The organism is Hymenobacter piscis, from assembly GCF_018760735.1.
GTDB classification, from domain to species: Bacteria; Bacteroidota; Bacteroidia; order Cytophagales; family Hymenobacteraceae; genus Hymenobacter; species Hymenobacter piscis.
The window spans coordinates 1-15,753 of sequence record NZ_JAHHZN010000004.1 but is presented as its reverse complement, the minus strand read 5'-3'; the positions used below and the strand labels follow the sequence as shown (position 1 = coordinate 15,753).

At 62.7% G+C, this 15,753-nt stretch carries 16 protein-coding genes; 14 read left to right on the top strand and 2 right to left on the bottom strand.

Annotated elements, in window-relative coordinates; all coding sequences use genetic code 11:
• The first annotated feature begins 4 nt into the window (after nt 1-4).
• From KLP40_RS05680 to KLP40_RS05625, 12 genes are all read left to right on the top strand, one after another.
• The gene (locus KLP40_RS05680; RefSeq protein ID WP_215592786.1) at nt 5-790 is read left to right on the top strand and encodes a PASTA domain-containing protein; all 786 of its coding nucleotides are present in this window, start codon (nt 5-7) and stop codon (nt 788-790) included.
• Between the two features lie 158 nt (nt 791-948).
• Nucleotides 949-2,814 carry a T9SS type A sorting domain-containing protein gene (locus KLP40_RS05675; RefSeq protein WP_215592785.1) on the top strand — a complete coding sequence of 622 codons (1,866 nt, stop codon included), beginning with the start codon at nt 949-951 and terminating at the stop codon, nt 2,812-2,814.
• Nucleotides 2,815-2,902: 88 nt separating this feature from the next.
• Nucleotides 2,903-3,202 carry a rhodanese-like domain-containing protein gene (locus KLP40_RS05670; RefSeq protein ID WP_215592784.1) on the top strand — a complete coding sequence of 100 codons (300 nt, stop codon included), beginning with the start codon at nt 2,903-2,905 and terminating at the stop codon, nt 3,200-3,202.
• A gap of 163 nt (nt 3,203-3,365) precedes the next feature.
• The gene (locus KLP40_RS05665; protein ID WP_215592782.1) at nt 3,366-3,821 is read left to right on the top strand and encodes a MarR family winged helix-turn-helix transcriptional regulator; all 456 of its coding nucleotides are present in this window, start codon (nt 3,366-3,368) and stop codon (nt 3,819-3,821) included.
• A 55-nt stretch (nt 3,822-3,876) separates the two neighbouring features.
• Nucleotides 3,877-4,317 carry an organic hydroperoxide resistance protein gene (locus KLP40_RS05660; RefSeq protein WP_215592781.1) on the top strand — a complete coding sequence of 147 codons (441 nt, stop codon included), beginning with the start codon at nt 3,877-3,879 and terminating at the stop codon, nt 4,315-4,317.
• A gap of 144 nt (nt 4,318-4,461) precedes the next feature.
• Complete coding sequence (locus KLP40_RS05655; protein WP_215592780.1) at nt 4,462-5,457, top strand: NADP-dependent oxidoreductase; 996 nt, start codon at nt 4,462-4,464, stop codon at nt 5,455-5,457.
• Nucleotides 5,458-5,562: 105 nt separating this feature from the next.
• Nucleotides 5,563-6,720 (top strand): iron-containing alcohol dehydrogenase, encoded by a 1,158-nt coding sequence (locus tag KLP40_RS05650; protein WP_215592779.1) that lies wholly within the window; start codon nt 5,563-5,565, stop codon nt 6,718-6,720.
• 22 nt (nt 6,721-6,742) lie between these two features.
• A complete protein-coding gene (locus KLP40_RS05645; protein ID WP_215592778.1) occupies nt 6,743-7,060 on the top strand; it encodes a putative quinol monooxygenase in 318 nt (105 codons plus the stop codon).
• A 46-nt stretch (nt 7,061-7,106) separates the two neighbouring features.
• A complete protein-coding gene (locus KLP40_RS05640; RefSeq protein ID WP_215592777.1) occupies nt 7,107-7,787 on the top strand; it encodes a type 1 glutamine amidotransferase domain-containing protein in 681 nt (226 codons plus the stop codon).
• 379 nt (nt 7,788-8,166) lie between these two features.
• Entirely contained in the window at nt 8,167-8,397 is a 231-nt protein-coding gene (locus KLP40_RS05635) for a hypothetical protein (protein ID WP_215592776.1), read from the top strand.
• Nucleotides 8,398-8,545: 148 nt separating this feature from the next.
• The gene (locus KLP40_RS05630; RefSeq protein WP_215592775.1) at nt 8,546-10,468 is read left to right on the top strand and encodes an ABC-F family ATP-binding cassette domain-containing protein; all 1,923 of its coding nucleotides are present in this window, start codon (nt 8,546-8,548) and stop codon (nt 10,466-10,468) included.
• A 186-nt stretch (nt 10,469-10,654) separates the two neighbouring features.
• Nucleotides 10,655-11,176: a DUF2911 domain-containing protein gene (locus KLP40_RS05625; RefSeq protein WP_215592774.1), complete on the top strand. Its 522-nt coding sequence runs from the start codon at nt 10,655-10,657 to the stop codon at nt 11,174-11,176.
• Nucleotides 11,177-11,314: 138 nt separating this feature from the next.
• On the opposite strand, the gene KLP40_RS05620 is transcribed toward KLP40_RS05625, so the two are convergent.
• Together KLP40_RS05620 and KLP40_RS05615 are read right to left on the bottom strand one after the other, a co-directional pair.
• Nucleotides 11,315-11,662 carry a DUF952 domain-containing protein gene (locus KLP40_RS05620; protein ID WP_215592773.1) on the bottom strand — a complete coding sequence of 116 codons (348 nt, stop codon included), beginning with the start codon at nt 11,660-11,662 and terminating at the stop codon, nt 11,315-11,317.
• 210 nt (nt 11,663-11,872) lie between these two features.
• Nucleotides 11,873-12,259, bottom strand: a complete 387-nt coding sequence (locus KLP40_RS05615; protein ID WP_215592772.1) for a hypothetical protein — start codon at nt 12,257-12,259, stop codon at nt 11,873-11,875.
• A gap of 201 nt (nt 12,260-12,460) precedes the next feature.
• Between KLP40_RS05615 and hppD the strand changes: the two genes are divergently transcribed.
• Nucleotides 12,461-13,594 carry a 4-hydroxyphenylpyruvate dioxygenase gene (gene hppD / locus KLP40_RS05610; RefSeq protein WP_215592771.1) on the top strand — a complete coding sequence of 378 codons (1,134 nt, stop codon included), beginning with the start codon at nt 12,461-12,463 and terminating at the stop codon, nt 13,592-13,594.
• Nucleotides 13,595-13,838: 244 nt separating this feature from the next.
• On the top strand, nt 13,839-15,575 hold the full coding sequence (locus KLP40_RS05605) for a phospho-sugar mutase (RefSeq protein WP_215592770.1): 1,737 nt from the start codon (nt 13,839-13,841) through the stop codon (nt 15,573-15,575).
• The last annotated feature ends 178 nt before the right edge of the window (nt 15,576-15,753 follow it).

The following is a 15,753-nucleotide window of genomic DNA, read 5'->3' as shown; positions in this document are numbered from 1 at the left end:
ACGAATGTCTTTCTTTCGTTCCGATACGCCGGCCGACCTGCTCAAGCACCTGTTCATCATTGTAGTGCTCACGGCGGCCCTGATTATCGGGTTTTTCTACGTCTATCTGCCCATCACCACCAACCACGGCGAAACCATTGTGGTGCCGAAGGTGACCGGCATGAACCAGGCCGACCTGGAGGACTACCTCGACGAGCGGAACCTGGCCTATTTCGTCGACGACAGCACCTACAACGCCAGCATCAAGCCCGGCACCGTGCTCATGCAGGAGCCCAAGGCCGGTGAGAAAGTGAAGGAGGGCCGCAAGATTTACGTGTCGGTTTCGATGAAAAACCCGCCCGTCATCAAGATGCCCAAGCTCACCGACGGCTCGGTGAAAAATGCCCAGATGATTCTGAAAAGCTATGACCTAGTAGTGGGCCAGCTCAAGTTTGTGCCTAACATTCAAAAAGACGCCGTGCTGCGGCAGATGGTCAACGGCAAGGAAATAGCCGCCGGCGCGGCCATCACCAAAGGCACCCGCGTCGACCTGGAAGTAGGTGACGGCTTGGGCAACCAGGAGTTCCCGGTGCCCAACCTCGTAAATATGCCCGCCGATGAGGCTACCACCCTGCTGGTGGGCCAGGGCCTGCAGGTGGGCGAAATCTTCTACCAGCCCGCCCGCAACGGCGAAACCGAGGGCACGGTGGTGAAGCAGCGCCCGGTGCCGGACCCCAACACCACCATCCGGATGGGCCAGCTCGTGGATTTGTGGGTGGCCGGCTCCGAGCCCCTGAAAAGCATTGAGTAAGCTGCGCCTGAAATAGACCGCCTGAAGGTTCGTTGGACAACAACGAACCTTTTGGTGCTTTTAGCCGTGAGGATTGTGGCTGTTAGCCATTGGCTGTTGGCTCTTAGCTCCCGTTCATGCAGCCAATGGCTCCAAATCAGCAACTGCTATCTTGCTTTATGATTCGATTTGTTTGCTTTTTCGGGGTGTTATTGGGGCTGGGCGTATTGCCGCATCTGGGCACGGCGCAGGTGGTGGTGCAACCCCTGGGCTCCGAACCAGCCCACGCCGCCGGCCGCGCAGCCGCCACGGCGGCCCGGCCGGCGGCCCTCACCCTGCCCTTCTTCGACGATTTTTCGCGCCAACCGGAAGGCCAGCCTGATGAGCAGCGCTGGGCCCCGCGCGGGGGTGGACTGGTGAACAACCGCTTCCCCCGCCGCCCGATTTCCCGCAACGTGGTCACCCTCGACGGGCTCGATGAAAACGGCCAGCCCCGGGGCGCGGTGTCGCGAATCGGCGATGCCGATTCGCTGACTTCCTTGCCCATTGATCTGAGCGGCCTGCAGGTGACCGACAACGTGTTTCTGAGCTTTTTCTGGCAGGCCGGCACCCTGCGCGGCCGGCCCGAAGCCAGCGGCAGCCGCCCCGTTGCCCTGTACGTGGAGTTCAAAACCCAAAGCGGCCTCTGGCAGGAAGTGTGGCAGCTGCCCAGTCCGGCCGATACCACCAACTTCCGCTTCAAGGCCCTGCCCCTGAATCAGGCCGCGTACTTCCACGCCGATTTCCAGTTCCGTATCCGCGTCAGCGGCTATCTCTACAACGCCCGCGACGCCTGGAGCGTGGATTACGTGCGCCTGGACCGCAACCGCACCGCCACCGACTCCACCTTCCGCGACATTACCACCAGCAAGCCCCTGGGCAGCGCCCTGAAGCGGTTCACGGCCATGCCCGTCGCGCAGTTCAACCAGAACGCGGCCCAGGAACTGGCCACCCGCTCCAGCACCAGCACCAACAACCTCGACGCCGGCCCCGCCCCCACGCCCATCACCTGGGACGGCTACCTCGACGTGCTGCCCGGCGGCGCCACCTCGTCCTACCTCAACGGCGGCATTTCCTTCGATGCCAACGAGCGCCAGCAGCCCATCATCGGTGACCCCAGCCGGGCCACGGTGCCTCTCACGCCGGCCGCCAAGCAGCTACGGCAGCGGGTGGTGCTTTCCACCGGCGAAACCACCCCGCTCACCCTCGCCAATGACACTATCAGCCGCGTTACCGACCTGACTGACTACTACGCCTACGACGACGGCACCGCCGAGGCCTCTATTTCGCTGGCCCCGGCGGCTACCGGCCCGGCCAGCTACTACGCCCTGCGCTTCGACCTCAACCGCTCCGATCAGGTGCGGGCCATTCGTCTTTACCCGGTGCTGGGCACGGCCGCGGGCCGTTTTGTCACTATCAACATCTGGGACGATAACGGCCAGGGTCAGCCCGCCGCCCAGCCTAAGGCCACCAAGGGTTTTACGGTACCGGCCAGTCTGCCGGCGGGCCAGAACTACGTGGAAGTGGCTTTTGATGCGCCGGTGCCGGTGAATGGCACCTTCTACGCCGGCTACGGCCACGCTCCCACGCCCCAGTTCGTGGAGTTTGGGCTGGATCTGAACAACGCCCCGCCCGCCGGCTATTTTCTGCTTAACACCCAGGGCACCTGGAGCCCGGCCACCACGGCCACCAACTACAGTCCGGCCGGGGCGCTGCTGCTGCGGCCCGTAACCACCAGCACCATAACGGCCGCCACGCCGGCCGCCCTCCCCGACCGGCTCCGTCTCTACCCCAACCCTACCCCCGACGGCCGGGTGCGCCTGGCGGCCCCCTACGCCCGCGCCGCCGTGCTCGATGCAGTGGGGCGCGTAGTGTGGGAGCAGCCAGCCAGTCAGGCCGGAGAGCCGGAGTTGCTGTTGCCTCTGCCGGCCGGTCTGTATTTCGTGCGCCTGACCTTGCCCGATGGTCAGATTGTGACCCAACGACTGGCCATCAGCGGGCAGTAAACCCGTTTTCCGCGGTTTATTGCTAATCTTGCAGTCCGGGCTGCGGCCCGCCGTTTCTCTCTTTGTATCAAGTCCGCTCCTTTCCGCTATGACAGACATCACCGCCGCCGAACTCAAAGACCGCCAAAGCCAGGGTACCGCCCCCATTATCATTGACGTGCGCGAAACCTGGGAAAACGAAGAAAGCCGCATCGAAGGCAGCCGCAACATTCCGCTGGGCGAGCTGCCCGGCAAGCTCGACGACCTGGACGAGTTGCGCGACGCGGAAGTCGTGGTGCATTGCAAGGGCGGCAGCCGCTCGGCTTCTGCCAAGGCATTTCTGCAGCAGCAGGGCTTCAGCCACGTGCGCAACCTCATCGGGGGCATCCAGGGTTACCAGGCCAGCTAGAGTAATTTCGCCGCCGAATGCAGAGAAAGGTTGGTCGGGCTTGTCCCGGCTGACCTTTTTTTATGCCCTTTACCGCTTATTCTGAAGGGTCTGGCAATATTCAGTAAAATTTAATTGCACACAATTAAACATTCCACAACCCAAGTCCGTTACTATAGCAACCATGAGCAACCAGCCCCTTTCTACTCCCGACCAGAACCCTCTGCTTAAGCTCAGCAGCCAGCTGTGCTTTCCGCTGTACGCCGTTTCGCGCCTGCTTACCAAGGCCTACCAGCCGTTTTTGCAGGAGCTGGGCCTCACTTACCCGCAGTACCTGGTGCTGCTGCTGCTCTGGGAACACGAGGAGCTGACGGTGAAAACCCTGGGCGAAAACCTGCTCCTCGATTCGGGCACGCTCACGCCCCTGCTCAAGCGCATGGAGCAGAAGCAGTGGGTGAGTCGGCGCCGCGACCCGCGCGATGAGCGTTCCGTCATTATCGGGTTGCTGCCGGCCGGGGCGGCCCTGCGCCAGCCGGCCTGCCGGATTCCGGAGCAGCTCTTTAACCGCCTCGAAATGCCGGAAGCCGAATTTGAAGCCCTGCGTACCCAGCTCAACCAGTTACTCCTCCGGCTCCAGTAAGCCGGTTACTTTTTTCTCCTCTTACTTTTTCCTCTTCCACTTTTCTTTTTTCCAGATGAAGCTGACCAACAAAGTATTCACGGCCCAGGCCAAAGCCAAAGGCGGCCGCGACGGCGCCATTACCACCAGCAACGACGTGCTGAACCTCACGCTGAGCACGCCCAAGGAAATGGGCGGCCCCGGCAAAGCCGGCGCTACCAACCCCGAGCAGCTGTTTGCGGCCGGCTATGCTGCCTGCTTCGAAGGTGCTCTCGGCGTAGCCGCCCGTCAGGCCGGCGTGAAGCTCCAGGACGTGACGGTGGAAGCCCTCATCGGCTTCGGCCAGGCCGAGGACGGCGGGTACGGCATTTCGGCTGATCTGCACGTGAACCTGCCCGGCTTCGAGCAGGCCCAGGCCGAGCAGCTGGTAGAAGCCGCCCACGGCATCTGCCCCTACTCCCGCGCCACCCGCAACAACATTGAAGTCAACCTGACCACGACCACCCACGCGGCGTAGGTTGCCCGCTTGTGGCCCGGACTTCCGTCCGTAGCCCGCGAATCTGAACGGCCTGTCAGCGGAGCTACAGCCGCGCTGACAGGCCAATCTGTTCTTGCTGTCTGCCTTAACCGGCAGCCAAATCCCAACTCCTACCTCAACACCATGAAAACCAACACCATCCTGCTAGCCAGCCGCCCCCAGGGCGAGCCCACCGAAGCCCAGTTTCAGTTTGAAACCCGCGAGCTGCCCGCTCTCAAAAGCGGCGAAGTGCTGCTCAAAACCCGCTACGTAAGCGTGGACCCCTACATGCGGGGCCGGATGAGCAGCGCCAAATCGTACGTGGCGCCCTTCGAGGTGGGCCAGCCCATTGCGGGCGGCGTGGTGGCCGAGGTGGTGGAAAGCCAGGATGCGAAGCTGCCGGTGGGCAGCATCGTGGTGGGTAACCTGCCCTGGCAGCAGTACAGCGTGGCCCCGGCCGCCCAGCTCAACCGCGTACCCGCCGACCAGGCCCCCATCAGCTACTACCTGGGCCTGTTGGGCATGCCCGGCCTGACGGCCTACTTCGGTCTGCTCGACATCTGCCAGCCCCAGCAGGGCGAGACGGTAGTCGTGTCCGGCGCGGCCGGGGCCGTGGGCACGGTGGTGGGCCAGCTGGCTAAAATCAAAGGCGCCCGCGTGATTGGTACGGCCGGCTCCGATGAGAAAGTGGCCTACCTCAAGGAGCTCGGCTTCGACGAGGCCATCAACTACAAAACCGCCGACGTGGCCCAGGCCCTGGCCGCCGCCGCCCCCAACGGCGTGGACTGCTACTTCGACAACGTGGGCGGCCCCATCACCGACGCCGTGTACGACCTGCTCAACAAGCACGCCCGCATTGCCCTCTGCGGCCAGATTTCGACCTATAACGCCACGGAAGTGCCCACCGGCCCGCGGCCCGAGGGCAAGCTGCTCAAAACCAGCACCAGGCTCCAGGGCTTCATCGTGAGCGACTACCTGCCCCAGTGGCCCGAGGGCGTGAAGCAGCTCACGGAGTGGTACAGCCAGGGCAAGCTCCGGTTCGAGGAGACCGTGACGGAGGGCTTCGACCAGATTCCGGCCGCCTTCCTGGGTTTGTTCAAGGGCGACAATACCGGCAAGGCCGTGGTGAAGGTGGCCTAGCCGCCGCCTCGTTTCCGCCGCACTTTCACTTTTCGCAGCTCCGCGGGGCTGCCCCGGGCATACGCCGCCGGCCCGCGTAACGGCGCTTCTTTTTTCCCCTGACTCATGAAGAATTTCCAGTTTTATAATCCCGTCCGCATCCTGTTTGGCGCCGGCCAGATTGCGGCCCTCACGGCCCGGATTCCGGCCGGCGCCAAAGTGCTCATCACCTACGGCGGCGGCAGCATCAAGCAAAACGGCGTGTACGACCAGGTGAAGGCGGCGCTGGCCGGCTTCGACACCGTGGAATTCGGCGGCATCGAGGCCAACCCCCATTACGAAACGCTGATGCGGGCCGTGGAGCTGGGCCGGACCGAGCAGGCGACCTTCCTGCTGGCCGTGGGCGGGGGCTCGGTGCTCGATGGCACCAAGTTCATTGCCGCCGCCATGCCTTTTGAAGGCGCCGAACCCTGGGATATTCTGGCCGGCAAGGCCAAGGTAGCCAGCGCCGTGCCCTTTGGGGCCGTGCTCACCCTGCCCGCCACGGGTTCCGAGATGAACTCGGGCGCCGTGATTACCCGCGTCTCGACCCAGGAGAAGCTGGCCTTCAGCTCCCCGCTCACGTTCCCCCAATTCTCGGTCCTCGACCCCGAAACCTGCTTTACCCTGCCCCCGCGCCAGATTGCCAACGGCATTGCCGACGCCTTCACCCACGTGCTGGAGCAGTACCTGACCTACCCCGTGAATACTCCGCTCCAGGACCGCCTGGCCGAGGCCGTGCTGCTGACCCTGGTGGAGGAAGGCCCCAAGGTGCTCGAAAATCCGACTGACTACGACGCCATGGCCAACTTCATGTGGAGCGCCACCAACGCCCTCAATGGCACGCTGGCGGCCGGCGTGGTCACCGACTGGAGCACTCATTACGTGGCCCACGAGCTGACCGCCCTCCACGGCATCGACCACGCCCGCACCCTGGCCGTGGTGCTGCCCGCCATGCTGCGCTACCGCCAGGCCGGCAAGCTCGACAAGCTGGTGCAGTACGGCCAGCGCGTCTGGAACATCACGGCCGGCACCGCCGAGGAGCGCGCCGAGGCTACCGTGCAGGCCACGGTGGGCTTCTTTGAGCAGCTGGGCATCAAAACCCGCCTCGCCGACTATGAAGTGGGCCCCGACACCATCCAGCAGATTGTGCAGCGCTTTACGGAGCGGGGCGTGAAAAACCTGGGCGAGCGGCAGGACCTGCAGATTGCCGACGTTGAAAAAATCCTGACCCTGGCCCTCTAGGGCCGGTTTCCCCTCCCCGCATATGTCTGCCAACCCCGAGAATATCATCTGCGTGGCCGCCGAGTGGCGCGTGCAGCCCGGCCACGAGGCCGAGGTGCTGCGCCTGATGCAGCAGGCGGCTGCCGCCGTGCGCCGCCTGGAGCCCGGCAACCTCGTGTACAGCGTGCACGTGGACCCCGCCGACGCCACTCACCTGTTCATGTACGAGCAGTACACCGATGCCGCGGCCCTCCAGGCCCATCTCGACTCCGACCACTTCCAGCAGGTGGTAGTGGGCCAGATTGTGCCCGTGCTCACCGAGCGCAAGGTGGCCCGCTACGCGCTGGCGCCCGTACTGTAGCTTGTTCGCTTACCGTTCCTTTTTCCCAACCCCAAACCCCCTTTGTATGAATATTCTGATGGTGCTCACCTCACACGACGAACTCGGGAACACCGGCCACAAAACCGGCTTCTGGCTGGAAGAATTTGCCGCTCCTTACTACGTGTTTAAAGATGCCGGCGCGACCCTGACCCTGGCTTCGCCCAAAGGCGGCCAGCCCCCCCTCGACCCTAAGAGCGACGACCCCAGCGCCCAGACCGACGCCACCAAGCGCTTCAAATCCGACGACGCGGCCCAGCAGGCCCTGGCTTCGACCGTGAAGCTGGACTCGGTTTCGGCCGCCGACTACGACGCCGTATTCTACCCCGGCGGCCACGGTCCGCTCTGGGATCTGGCCGAGGACAAGAAGTCCATCGAGCTGATTGAAACCATGTACGCCGCCGGCAAGCCCGTAGCGGCCGTGTGCCACGCCCCCGGCGTGCTGCGCCACGTGAAGGCCGCCAACGGCGAGCCCCTGGTGAAAGGCAAAGCGGTGGCCGGTTTCACGAACACCGAGGAAGAAGCCGTGCAGCTGACCAACGTGGTGCCTTTCCTGGTGGAAGACATGCTGAAAGCCAACGGCGGCCACTACTCGAAAGGTGCCGACTGGGCTCCTTACGTAACCCAGGCCGATAACCTCATCACGGGCCAGAACCCCGCCTCCTCGGAGCCGGCCGCCGAAGCCCTGCTGAAGATGCTCAAGAAGTAAGCGCCTGCTGCTACTGCTGCTGCGTGCCCGGTACGCCCGGCGGCAGGGCTTCAGAACGTAATCAAACGGCCCCGGCCGCTCCCGCCAACGGAGCAGCCGGGGCCGCTTTGTGGGGCATTGTGTACCCTATTTTTATTTTCTTCGTGCATAAGGTACAACTGTGTACCCTATGCACGAAGAAAATAAAAATAGGGTACGCAGCGCCCCGCGTCCGGCTTACCGGGAAGCAGGGGCGGCCCCCGGCAAGCCGGACGCGGGGAGGTGGAGCCAGTGTGGCGACCGGCCCGCAAACAGATCCGTGGCCGGGCAGCAAGGGCGGTGCATGGCTACAAATCCGCGTATCTTTCTATATTTCCCCCGCATACCGTCCTTCTGAGCTATGAGCAAGATTCTGGAAGAAATTGACCAGGCCCTGGCCACCTTCGACTCCAGCCTCGGCCGCCCCGTTGCCATTGAGCTGGGGGAGCGCCAATACACCCAGCTGGTGCTCGACGTGGCCCACCTCTACGAAGGCGACGCCCTGACCCACAACACCGGCCGCCCCCTGGCCTACAAAGGCCTCGAAATCCTGCGCGACGATACCCACCGCGACCTGGTGCGGGTGATTTAAAGGTGAAGTGGCGAGGTGGTGAAATGGTGAGTTTGAGGTTCTATTAGTCCTGTTGGCGCGGCCGGCACCATGAGGGCAACTCGCGCCTTCCGCACATCAAACTCACCATTTCACCACTTCACCATTTCACCACGCGTATCTTTGCGGCATGAACTTGCTATCCGCTGAGAACCTTTCGAAGAATTACGCCGACCGGTGGCTGTTCCGGGACCTGAATTTTGGCTTGCTCCAGGGCCAGCGCGTGGCCTTTGTGGGCATCAACGGCACCGGCAAAACCACCCTGATGAAGATTCTGGCGGGCCTCGAAGCCCCCGATACCGGCTCGGTGAGCGTGCGCAAGGGCATCCGCGTGACCTACCTGGGCCAGCAACCCGTCTTCGATGAGTCGATGACGGTGGAGGAAACCATCTTCGCCAGCCAGAACGACACGCTCAAGGCCATCAAGGAGTACGAGCACGTGGTGAACGCCCCCGACCACAAATCCGACGACTTGCAGCGGGTGCTCGAACGCATGGACGCGCTCAACGCCTGGGACTACGAGGCCCAGGTCCAGCAGATTCTCTCCCGCCTCGGCATTCTGGGCGAGCTGCTTACGCGCAACGTCAGCCAGCTCTCGGGCGGGCAGCGCAAGCGCGTGGCCCTGGCCCGGGTGCTGATTGAGGAGCCCGACGTGCTGCTACTCGACGAACCCACCAACCACCTGGACCTGGCCACCATCGAGTGGCTCGAAAACCGGCTCTCCTCCCCCAGCCTGACGCTGCTCATGGTCACCCACGACCGGTACTTCCTCGACAGCGTGGCCAACGAAATCGTGGAGCTCGACCAGGGCCAGATGTACCGCTACCAGGGCAACTACGCCTACTTCGTGGAGAAAAAGGCCGACCGCGAGATGCGCCAGGCCACCGAAGTGGAGAAAGCCCGCCAGCTGTTCAAGAAGGAGCTGGAATGGATGCGCCGCATGCCCCAGGCCCGCGGCACCAAGCAAAAGGCCCGCATCGACGCCTTCTACATCACCAAGGAGAAGGCCAGCACCAACCTGAGCAAGCAGCAGATTGAGCTGAGCGTGAAAACTACCCGCCAGGGCGGCAAAATCATCGAGGCCAGCCACCTCAACAAGCAGTTCGGCGACAACGTGGTGCTGGACGATTTCAGCTACGTGTTCAAGAAGAAGGACCGCATCGGCCTGGTGGGGCCCAACGGCGCGGGCAAGTCCACGCTGCTGAACATGCTCACGGGCAAGCTCCAGCCCGATTCCGGCACCATCGAGGTGGGCCAGACCACCGTGTTCGGCTACTACACTCAGACGGAGCTCGAATTCGACCCCTCGCAGCGGGTGATTGACATTGTGAAGGAGGTGGCCGAAGTGGTGGAGCTGGCCAACGGCGACGTGCTCACGGCCAGTCAGTTCCTGAGCTTGTTCCTGTTCCCGCCGGCCCAGCAATACACGCTGGTCAGCAAGCTCAGCGGGGGCGAAAAGCGCCGCCTCCAGCTGCTGCGGGTACTCATCAAGAACCCCAACTTCCTGATTCTCGACGAGCCGACCAACGACCTGGACCTGGCCACGCTCAACATCCTGGAAGACTTCCTGCTCCACTTCACCGGCTGCCTGCTCATCGTCAGCCACGACCGGTACTTCCTCGACCAACTGGCCGAGCACCTGTTCGTGCTCGAACCCGGCGGGGCCGTGCTCAACTTCCCCGGCAACTACACCGACTACCGCCAGTACCTGGCCGAGCGCGAAACCGAGGCCGCCCTGGAGGCCGAGGAAAAAGCCGCCAAAGCGGCCCGCGCCGCCGCCAAAGTAGCCGTGGCCGCCCCGGCCCCGGTAGCCGCCCCGGCCGCCCCCGAGCCCGCCAGGCGCAAGGCTTCCTTCGCCGAGAAAAAGGAGTACGAGCAGCTGGAAAAGCAGATGGCCGCCCTGGAAGCCGAAAAGCAGGACCTCAACGGCAAGCTCAACGGCGGCATTGGCAGCGCCGACGATTTTGCCACCTGGGGAGCCCGCCTGGGTGCCCTCAGCAAAGAGCTGGAAGAAAAAGAGCTGCGCTGGCTCGAGCTGGCCGAACTCATATAAAGCATGTGGCCCGGCTTTTCGTCCGGCGCCCGGCTGATGGCACGTTATGCCTGGTCGGGCACCGGACTGAAGTCCGGGCCACCGCCTTTCTTAACCGGAAGCGGAAACAATTCGCAGGGCTGGCGGCTTAGCTGCAACTTTCCGGCGCCGGCCACTTCTTTTTCCCACACTCCTTACCTACTTCCCATGAAACAATTCCGCTTTTTTAGCCTCTTGCTGCTGGTGCTGGCCGTTTTGAGTGCCGCGCCGGGTTTCGCCCAGGACCAGAAAGCTCCGCCGGCCAGCCCGGCCGCCACGGCCACCGGTAAAATCGGTAAGGCCACCGTAACGGTAGCTTACAGCAGCCCTTCGGTGAAGGGTCGCCCGGTGTGGGGCCAGCTGGTGCCTTACAACGAAGTGTGGCGCGCCGGCGCCAACGAGGCCACCACCTTCACCACCGACCAGCCCCTGCAAGTGGAAGGCAAGACGCTGCCCGCCGGCACCTACAGCCTGTTTGCCATTCCCACCGAAAAGGAGTGGACGGTGATTTTCAACAAAACCGCCAAACAGTGGGGCGCCTACAAGTACGACGCCAAGCAGGACGCGCTGCGCGTGAGCGTAACGCCGAAAAAGGCCGCTGCCCCCACCGAGAAGCTCCTCTACGACGTGACGCCCAAGGGCCTGGTGCTGCGCTGGGAAAACCTGGAAATCCCGGTGGCCATCAAGTAACCCGAATTTCGTTCATCGCAAAAGAGGCCCTTCCCTTCACCGGGAAGGGCCTCTTTTGCGTATCAACCCAACGGGTCATTCACCTGCCAACTTGGCCAGGCGGCTGGGAGAAGTGCTGGCCCCTACAGCTACTTTGCGCTACCGCAGTTCCGGCGGCAGCTGCGCATTTCCCTCCGCATCTACCGGCAATGGCCAGCTGCGCGACACGGCCGCCAGCGGAATCGGGCCGAAGATGTGGGGAAACCAGGCCTGCCGCCCGGCGGCCCACTCCCGCTCCACCCGCACATGGGCCGCGGCCAGCGCGGCCTCATCCAGCTCCAGCAGCACGGCGCCGGGACTGGCGCGGTAGTAGAGGCGGGCCGTTTCCAGCACCTGAGCCAGCTCGGAGGCATGAATAAAGCCCTCGGCTTGCAGGTCGGCACTGGCGAAAAAGCCGGTTTGGCAGGCCTGCTGCCAGTCGGCCGGCTGAGCGATGCGGTAGATCAAGGGAGGGGAATTAAAAATTAAAAATGGCTGAACGTTGCAGTAGCGTGAAGCCTTTGCTTCGCGTAGCGGAGCAAAGACTCGCTGCAACCGACTAAGCTTGTCGGTAAACGATACGCGAAGCCAAGGCTGCGCGGTACGAAAAACGGGAGCCGACGACCTAGCCGCCAGCTCCCATTTTTGACTTTTCACTTTTACTTTTTAACTGAAAAGCTACGCTTTCCAGACCTCCTCCTGCACCGATTTGCCCACCGTGAGCAACAGGCGCACGGGGCCGGGTACCAGGGTCAGGCGGGCTTCCTTGCCGGAGTATTTCTCCGAGTCGATCCAGACGCCTTCCTTGGGGCCGGGCTTGCCGCTGGTGTTGGCGGGCAGGTAGGCGGTGGGCAGCAGCACGTCGGTATCGGAGCTGAGCGCGTCGTGGACTTTCTCCAGGGCCGCTTCCAGGAAAGCGCCGTATTCGTCGTTGAAATCGTCTTCGAGGTCGTGGAGTTCTTCTTCTACGTCGTCGTAGCGGGCATCATCGTAGGTGAGCTTGTGGAGCTCGGCTTTCTTTTCGATGATAGTTACGAGGGCGCGGTTCAGCTCTTCCGAATTCATAAGGCTAAGGCAAGGGGTTCAGATGCAAAGGTGGGGAGGATTCGGCAGTTTCGCACGTCTTTTCCCCGCAGCTCACGTACGAAAACCGGGCAGGTTTGGCTCGCAAACGCTAACAAATTGACCAGAAACGGAATCATTTAGCTGAAACCAGTATTTTTACCAGACGCATTTTATTCCTCCGCCCCCCGCTTTCCACCCACTATGCAAACCATGACCTCACCGGCCGTGCAGGCCCACCCCGCCCACGATTTTCTGCCCCTCAACGGCACCGACTACCTCGAGTTCTACGTCGGCAACGCCAAGCAGTCGGCCTACTTTTACCAGGCGGCCTTCGGCTTCGAGCTGGTAGCCTACGCCGGCCCCGAAACCGGCGTGCGCGACCGGGCCAGCTACGTGCTCCAGCAAAACAAAATCCGGCTGGTGCTCACCACCTCCCTCCTGCCCGACTCCGACATTACCCGCCACGTGGCCCAGCACGGCGACGGCGTGAAGGTAATGGCCCTGTGGGTGGACGACGCCCGCAAATCGTTCGAGGAAACCACCAAGCGCGGCGCCAAAGTGGCCTTCGAGCCCTACACCATCGAGGACGAGCACGGCTCCGTGACGCTGGCCGGCATTTACACCTACGGCGAAACGGTGCACACTTTCGTGGAGCGCAGCCAGTACAGCGGCCCCTTCCTGCCCGGGTTCGTGGCCCGCAGCAGCGGCATTCCGCAGGGCGCGCCCGTGGGCCTGCAGTACGTAGACCACTGCGTGGGCAACGTGGGCTGGGGCGAGATGAACCAGTGGGTGAAGTTCTACGAGGACGTGCTGGGCTTCAAGCTGCTCATTACGTTTGACGACGACGACATCTCGACCGAGTATTCGGCCCTGATGAGCAAGGTGGTCAGCAACGGCAACGGCTTCGTGAAATTCCCCATCAACGAGCCCGCCGAAGGCAAGAAGAAAAGCCAGATTGAGGAGTACCTCGACTTCTACCACGGCCCCGGCGTGCAGCACATGGCCCTGCTCACCCACGACATCCGCGCGACCGTGACGGAGCTGCGCCGCCGCGGCGTGGAGTTCCTCAACGTGCCCAACACCTACTACGACGACCTGCTCGAGCGCGTGGGCCACATCGACGAGGACCTCGACAGCATCCGCGACCTGAACCTGCTCGTGGACCGCGACGAGGAAGGCTACCTGCTCCAGATTTTCACGAAGCCCGTGGAAGACCGGCCCACCGTGTTCTACGAAATCATCCAGCGCAAAGGCGCCAAGAGCTTCGGCAAGGGCAACTTCAAGGCCCTGTTCGAGGCCATTGAGCGCGAGCAGGAGTTGCGCGGCAACCTGTAATTTCCGAAGTGAGTACAGAGAAGTGAGAGATGAGACGCTGACGGCGTATTTATGAAATAGAAGGTCATTCAGAGCGAAGCGAAGAATCTCGCGTACAGTTGTTGGGAACCACCCTACGATTAGCACGCGAGATTCTTCGCTTCGCTCTGAATGACGTTCTTACCGCTCAGCTCTCGTTTTTCCGTACTCCCCTCTCGTTTCTATCTTCGTCCTGCGTCCTGTTCTCCATCTCACTTCTATCATAATGGCTCTTTCTCCCAACCTGCAAAGCAAAATCAACACCTGGCTGACCAACGACTACGACGCGTCCACGCAGGCTGAAATCCGGGACCTGCTGGCCGGCAACCAGGACGAGCAGCTTTCCGACGCGTTTTACCGCAACCTGGAGTTTGGCACCGGCGGGCTGCGCGGTGTGATGGGCGCGGGCTCCAACCGCATGAACCGCTACACGCTGGGTATGGCTACCCAGGGCCTGAGCAACTACCTGCTTCAGCAGTTTCCCGGCCAGGAAATCAAGGTGGCCATTGCCCACGACTCGCGCAACAACAGCCCCGAATTCGCGCGTATCGCCGCCGACATCTTCTCGGCCAATGGTATTACGGTGTTCTTGTTTGATGCCCTGCGGCCCACGCCCGAGCTGTCGTTTGCCATCCGGTACCTGGGCTGCCAGAGCGGCTGCGTGGTCACGGCCTCGCACAACCCCAAGGAGTACAACGGCTTCAAGGTGTACTGGAACGACGGCGCCCAGGTAGTAGCCCCCCACGACCAGAACATCATCCGGGAGGTGGAAAGCATTCAGTCGGTGCAGGACGTGAAGTTCCGGCCCGAGCCGGCGCGCATTCATATGGTGGGTGCCGAAATCGACGCCGCTTACCTGGCCCAGGTCAGGCAACTGAGCATCAACCCGGCCGCCGTGCAGCGCCAGCACGATCTGAAAATCGTGTTTACGCCCCTGCACGGCACGGGCATCACGCTGGTGCCGGCGGCCCTCTCCCAGCTCGGGTTCGATAACGTGCATATTGTGGAAGCCCAGGCCACGCCCGACGGCAACTTCCCCACCGTGCTCTCGCCCAACCCCGAAGAGAAAGTGGCCATGCAGATGGCCCTCGACCAGGCCCAGCACCTCGACGCCGACCTCGTGCTGGCCACCGACCCCGACTCCGACCGCGTGGGCATTGCCCTGAAAAACAACGCCGGCGAGTGGGTGCTCATCAACGGCAACCAGACGGCCGCCCTGCTCACCCACTACCTGCTCTCGGCCCGCAAGCAGGCCGGCAAGATGACCGACCAGGACTTCATCGTCTACACCATCGTGACCAGCGACGTGCTCGGCGACATTGCCCGCGCCCAGGGCGTGCAGGCCTACCAGACGCTGACCGGCTTCAAGTACATTGCCGGCATCATCCGGGAGCTGGAGGGCCAGCAGAACTACATTGGCGGCGGCGAGGAAAGCTACGGCTACATGATCGGCGACTTCGTGCGCGACAAGGACGCCATTTCCGCCTGCGCCCTGCTGGCCGAAATGGCCGCCGTGGCCAAGGACCAGGGCCACTCGCTGTATCAGGAAATGGTGGCCATGTACCTGCAGTACGGCTTCTACAAGGAGCACCTGATTTCCATCACCAAGAAGGGCCAGCGCGGGGCCGAGGAAATCCAGGAGATGATGCGCGATTTGCGCGCCACGCCGCCCGCTACCATTGCCGGCCAGCCCGTGGTGGAGCTGCGCGACTACAAAACCGGTAAAATCAAGGACCTGCGCACCGGCCTCGAAACTGAAACCGGCCTTGAAAGCAGCAACGTGCTCCAGTTCATTCTCGAAGACGGCAGCAAGATTTCGGCCCGCCCCAGCGGCACGGAGCCTAAAATCAAGTTCTACTTCAGCGTGAAGCAGCCCCTGGAATCGGCCGTGGACTTCGACTTGGCCGACCGCCTAGCCGGGGAGAAAATCCAGACCATCATTGAGGACATGCGGCTCAAGTAAGTGTAGCCCTCATTGACAGCAAAAGCAGAAGCCCCGCTCAACTAAGTTGAGCTTGTCCTTACCCAAAACTTGCGAAGCGCGTCGGCCGGAAGGCCGACGCTTTTTTGTTGCGGGGTTAGGGGCTATTCGTCGCGTAGGTGCGCCGCCAAGTGGACGCCTTCGACGAGCAGGCGCAGGG

What these genes read in the sequence shown, in the direction of transcription:
- KLP40_RS05675 (WP_215592785.1), top strand. Translation starts at nt 949, where the DNA reads ATGATTCGATTTGTTTGCTTTTTCGGGGTGTTATTGGGGCTGGGCGTA.
- KLP40_RS05660 (WP_215592781.1), top strand. Translation starts at nt 3,877, where the DNA reads ATGAAGCTGACCAACAAAGTATTCACGGCCCAGGCCAAAGCCAAAGGC.
- KLP40_RS05630 (WP_215592775.1), top strand. Translation starts at nt 8,546, where the DNA reads ATGAACTTGCTATCCGCTGAGAACCTTTCGAAGAATTACGCCGACCGG.
- KLP40_RS05640 (WP_215592777.1), top strand. Translation starts at nt 7,107, where the DNA reads ATGAATATTCTGATGGTGCTCACCTCACACGACGAACTCGGGAACACC.
- KLP40_RS05615 (WP_215592772.1), bottom strand. Translation starts at nt 12,259, where the DNA reads ATGAATTCGGAAGAGCTGAACCGCGCCCTCGTAACTATCATCGAAAAG.
- KLP40_RS05655 (WP_215592780.1), top strand. Translation starts at nt 4,462, where the DNA reads ATGAAAACCAACACCATCCTGCTAGCCAGCCGCCCCCAGGGCGAGCCC.
- KLP40_RS05670 (WP_215592784.1), top strand. Translation starts at nt 2,903, where the DNA reads ATGACAGACATCACCGCCGCCGAACTCAAAGACCGCCAAAGCCAGGGT.
- KLP40_RS05635 (WP_215592776.1), top strand. Translation starts at nt 8,167, where the DNA reads ATGAGCAAGATTCTGGAAGAAATTGACCAGGCCCTGGCCACCTTCGAC.
- KLP40_RS05625 (WP_215592774.1), top strand. Translation starts at nt 10,655, where the DNA reads ATGAAACAATTCCGCTTTTTTAGCCTCTTGCTGCTGGTGCTGGCCGTT.
- KLP40_RS05650 (WP_215592779.1), top strand. Translation starts at nt 5,563, where the DNA reads ATGAAGAATTTCCAGTTTTATAATCCCGTCCGCATCCTGTTTGGCGCC.
- KLP40_RS05680 (WP_215592786.1), top strand. Translation starts at nt 5, where the DNA reads ATGTCTTTCTTTCGTTCCGATACGCCGGCCGACCTGCTCAAGCACCTG.
- KLP40_RS05665 (WP_215592782.1), top strand. Translation starts at nt 3,366, where the DNA reads ATGAGCAACCAGCCCCTTTCTACTCCCGACCAGAACCCTCTGCTTAAG.
- KLP40_RS05605 (WP_215592770.1), top strand. Translation starts at nt 13,839, where the DNA reads ATGGCTCTTTCTCCCAACCTGCAAAGCAAAATCAACACCTGGCTGACC.
- KLP40_RS05645 (WP_215592778.1), top strand. Translation starts at nt 6,743, where the DNA reads ATGTCTGCCAACCCCGAGAATATCATCTGCGTGGCCGCCGAGTGGCGC.
- hppD (WP_215592771.1), top strand. Translation starts at nt 12,461, where the DNA reads ATGCAAACCATGACCTCACCGGCCGTGCAGGCCCACCCCGCCCACGAT.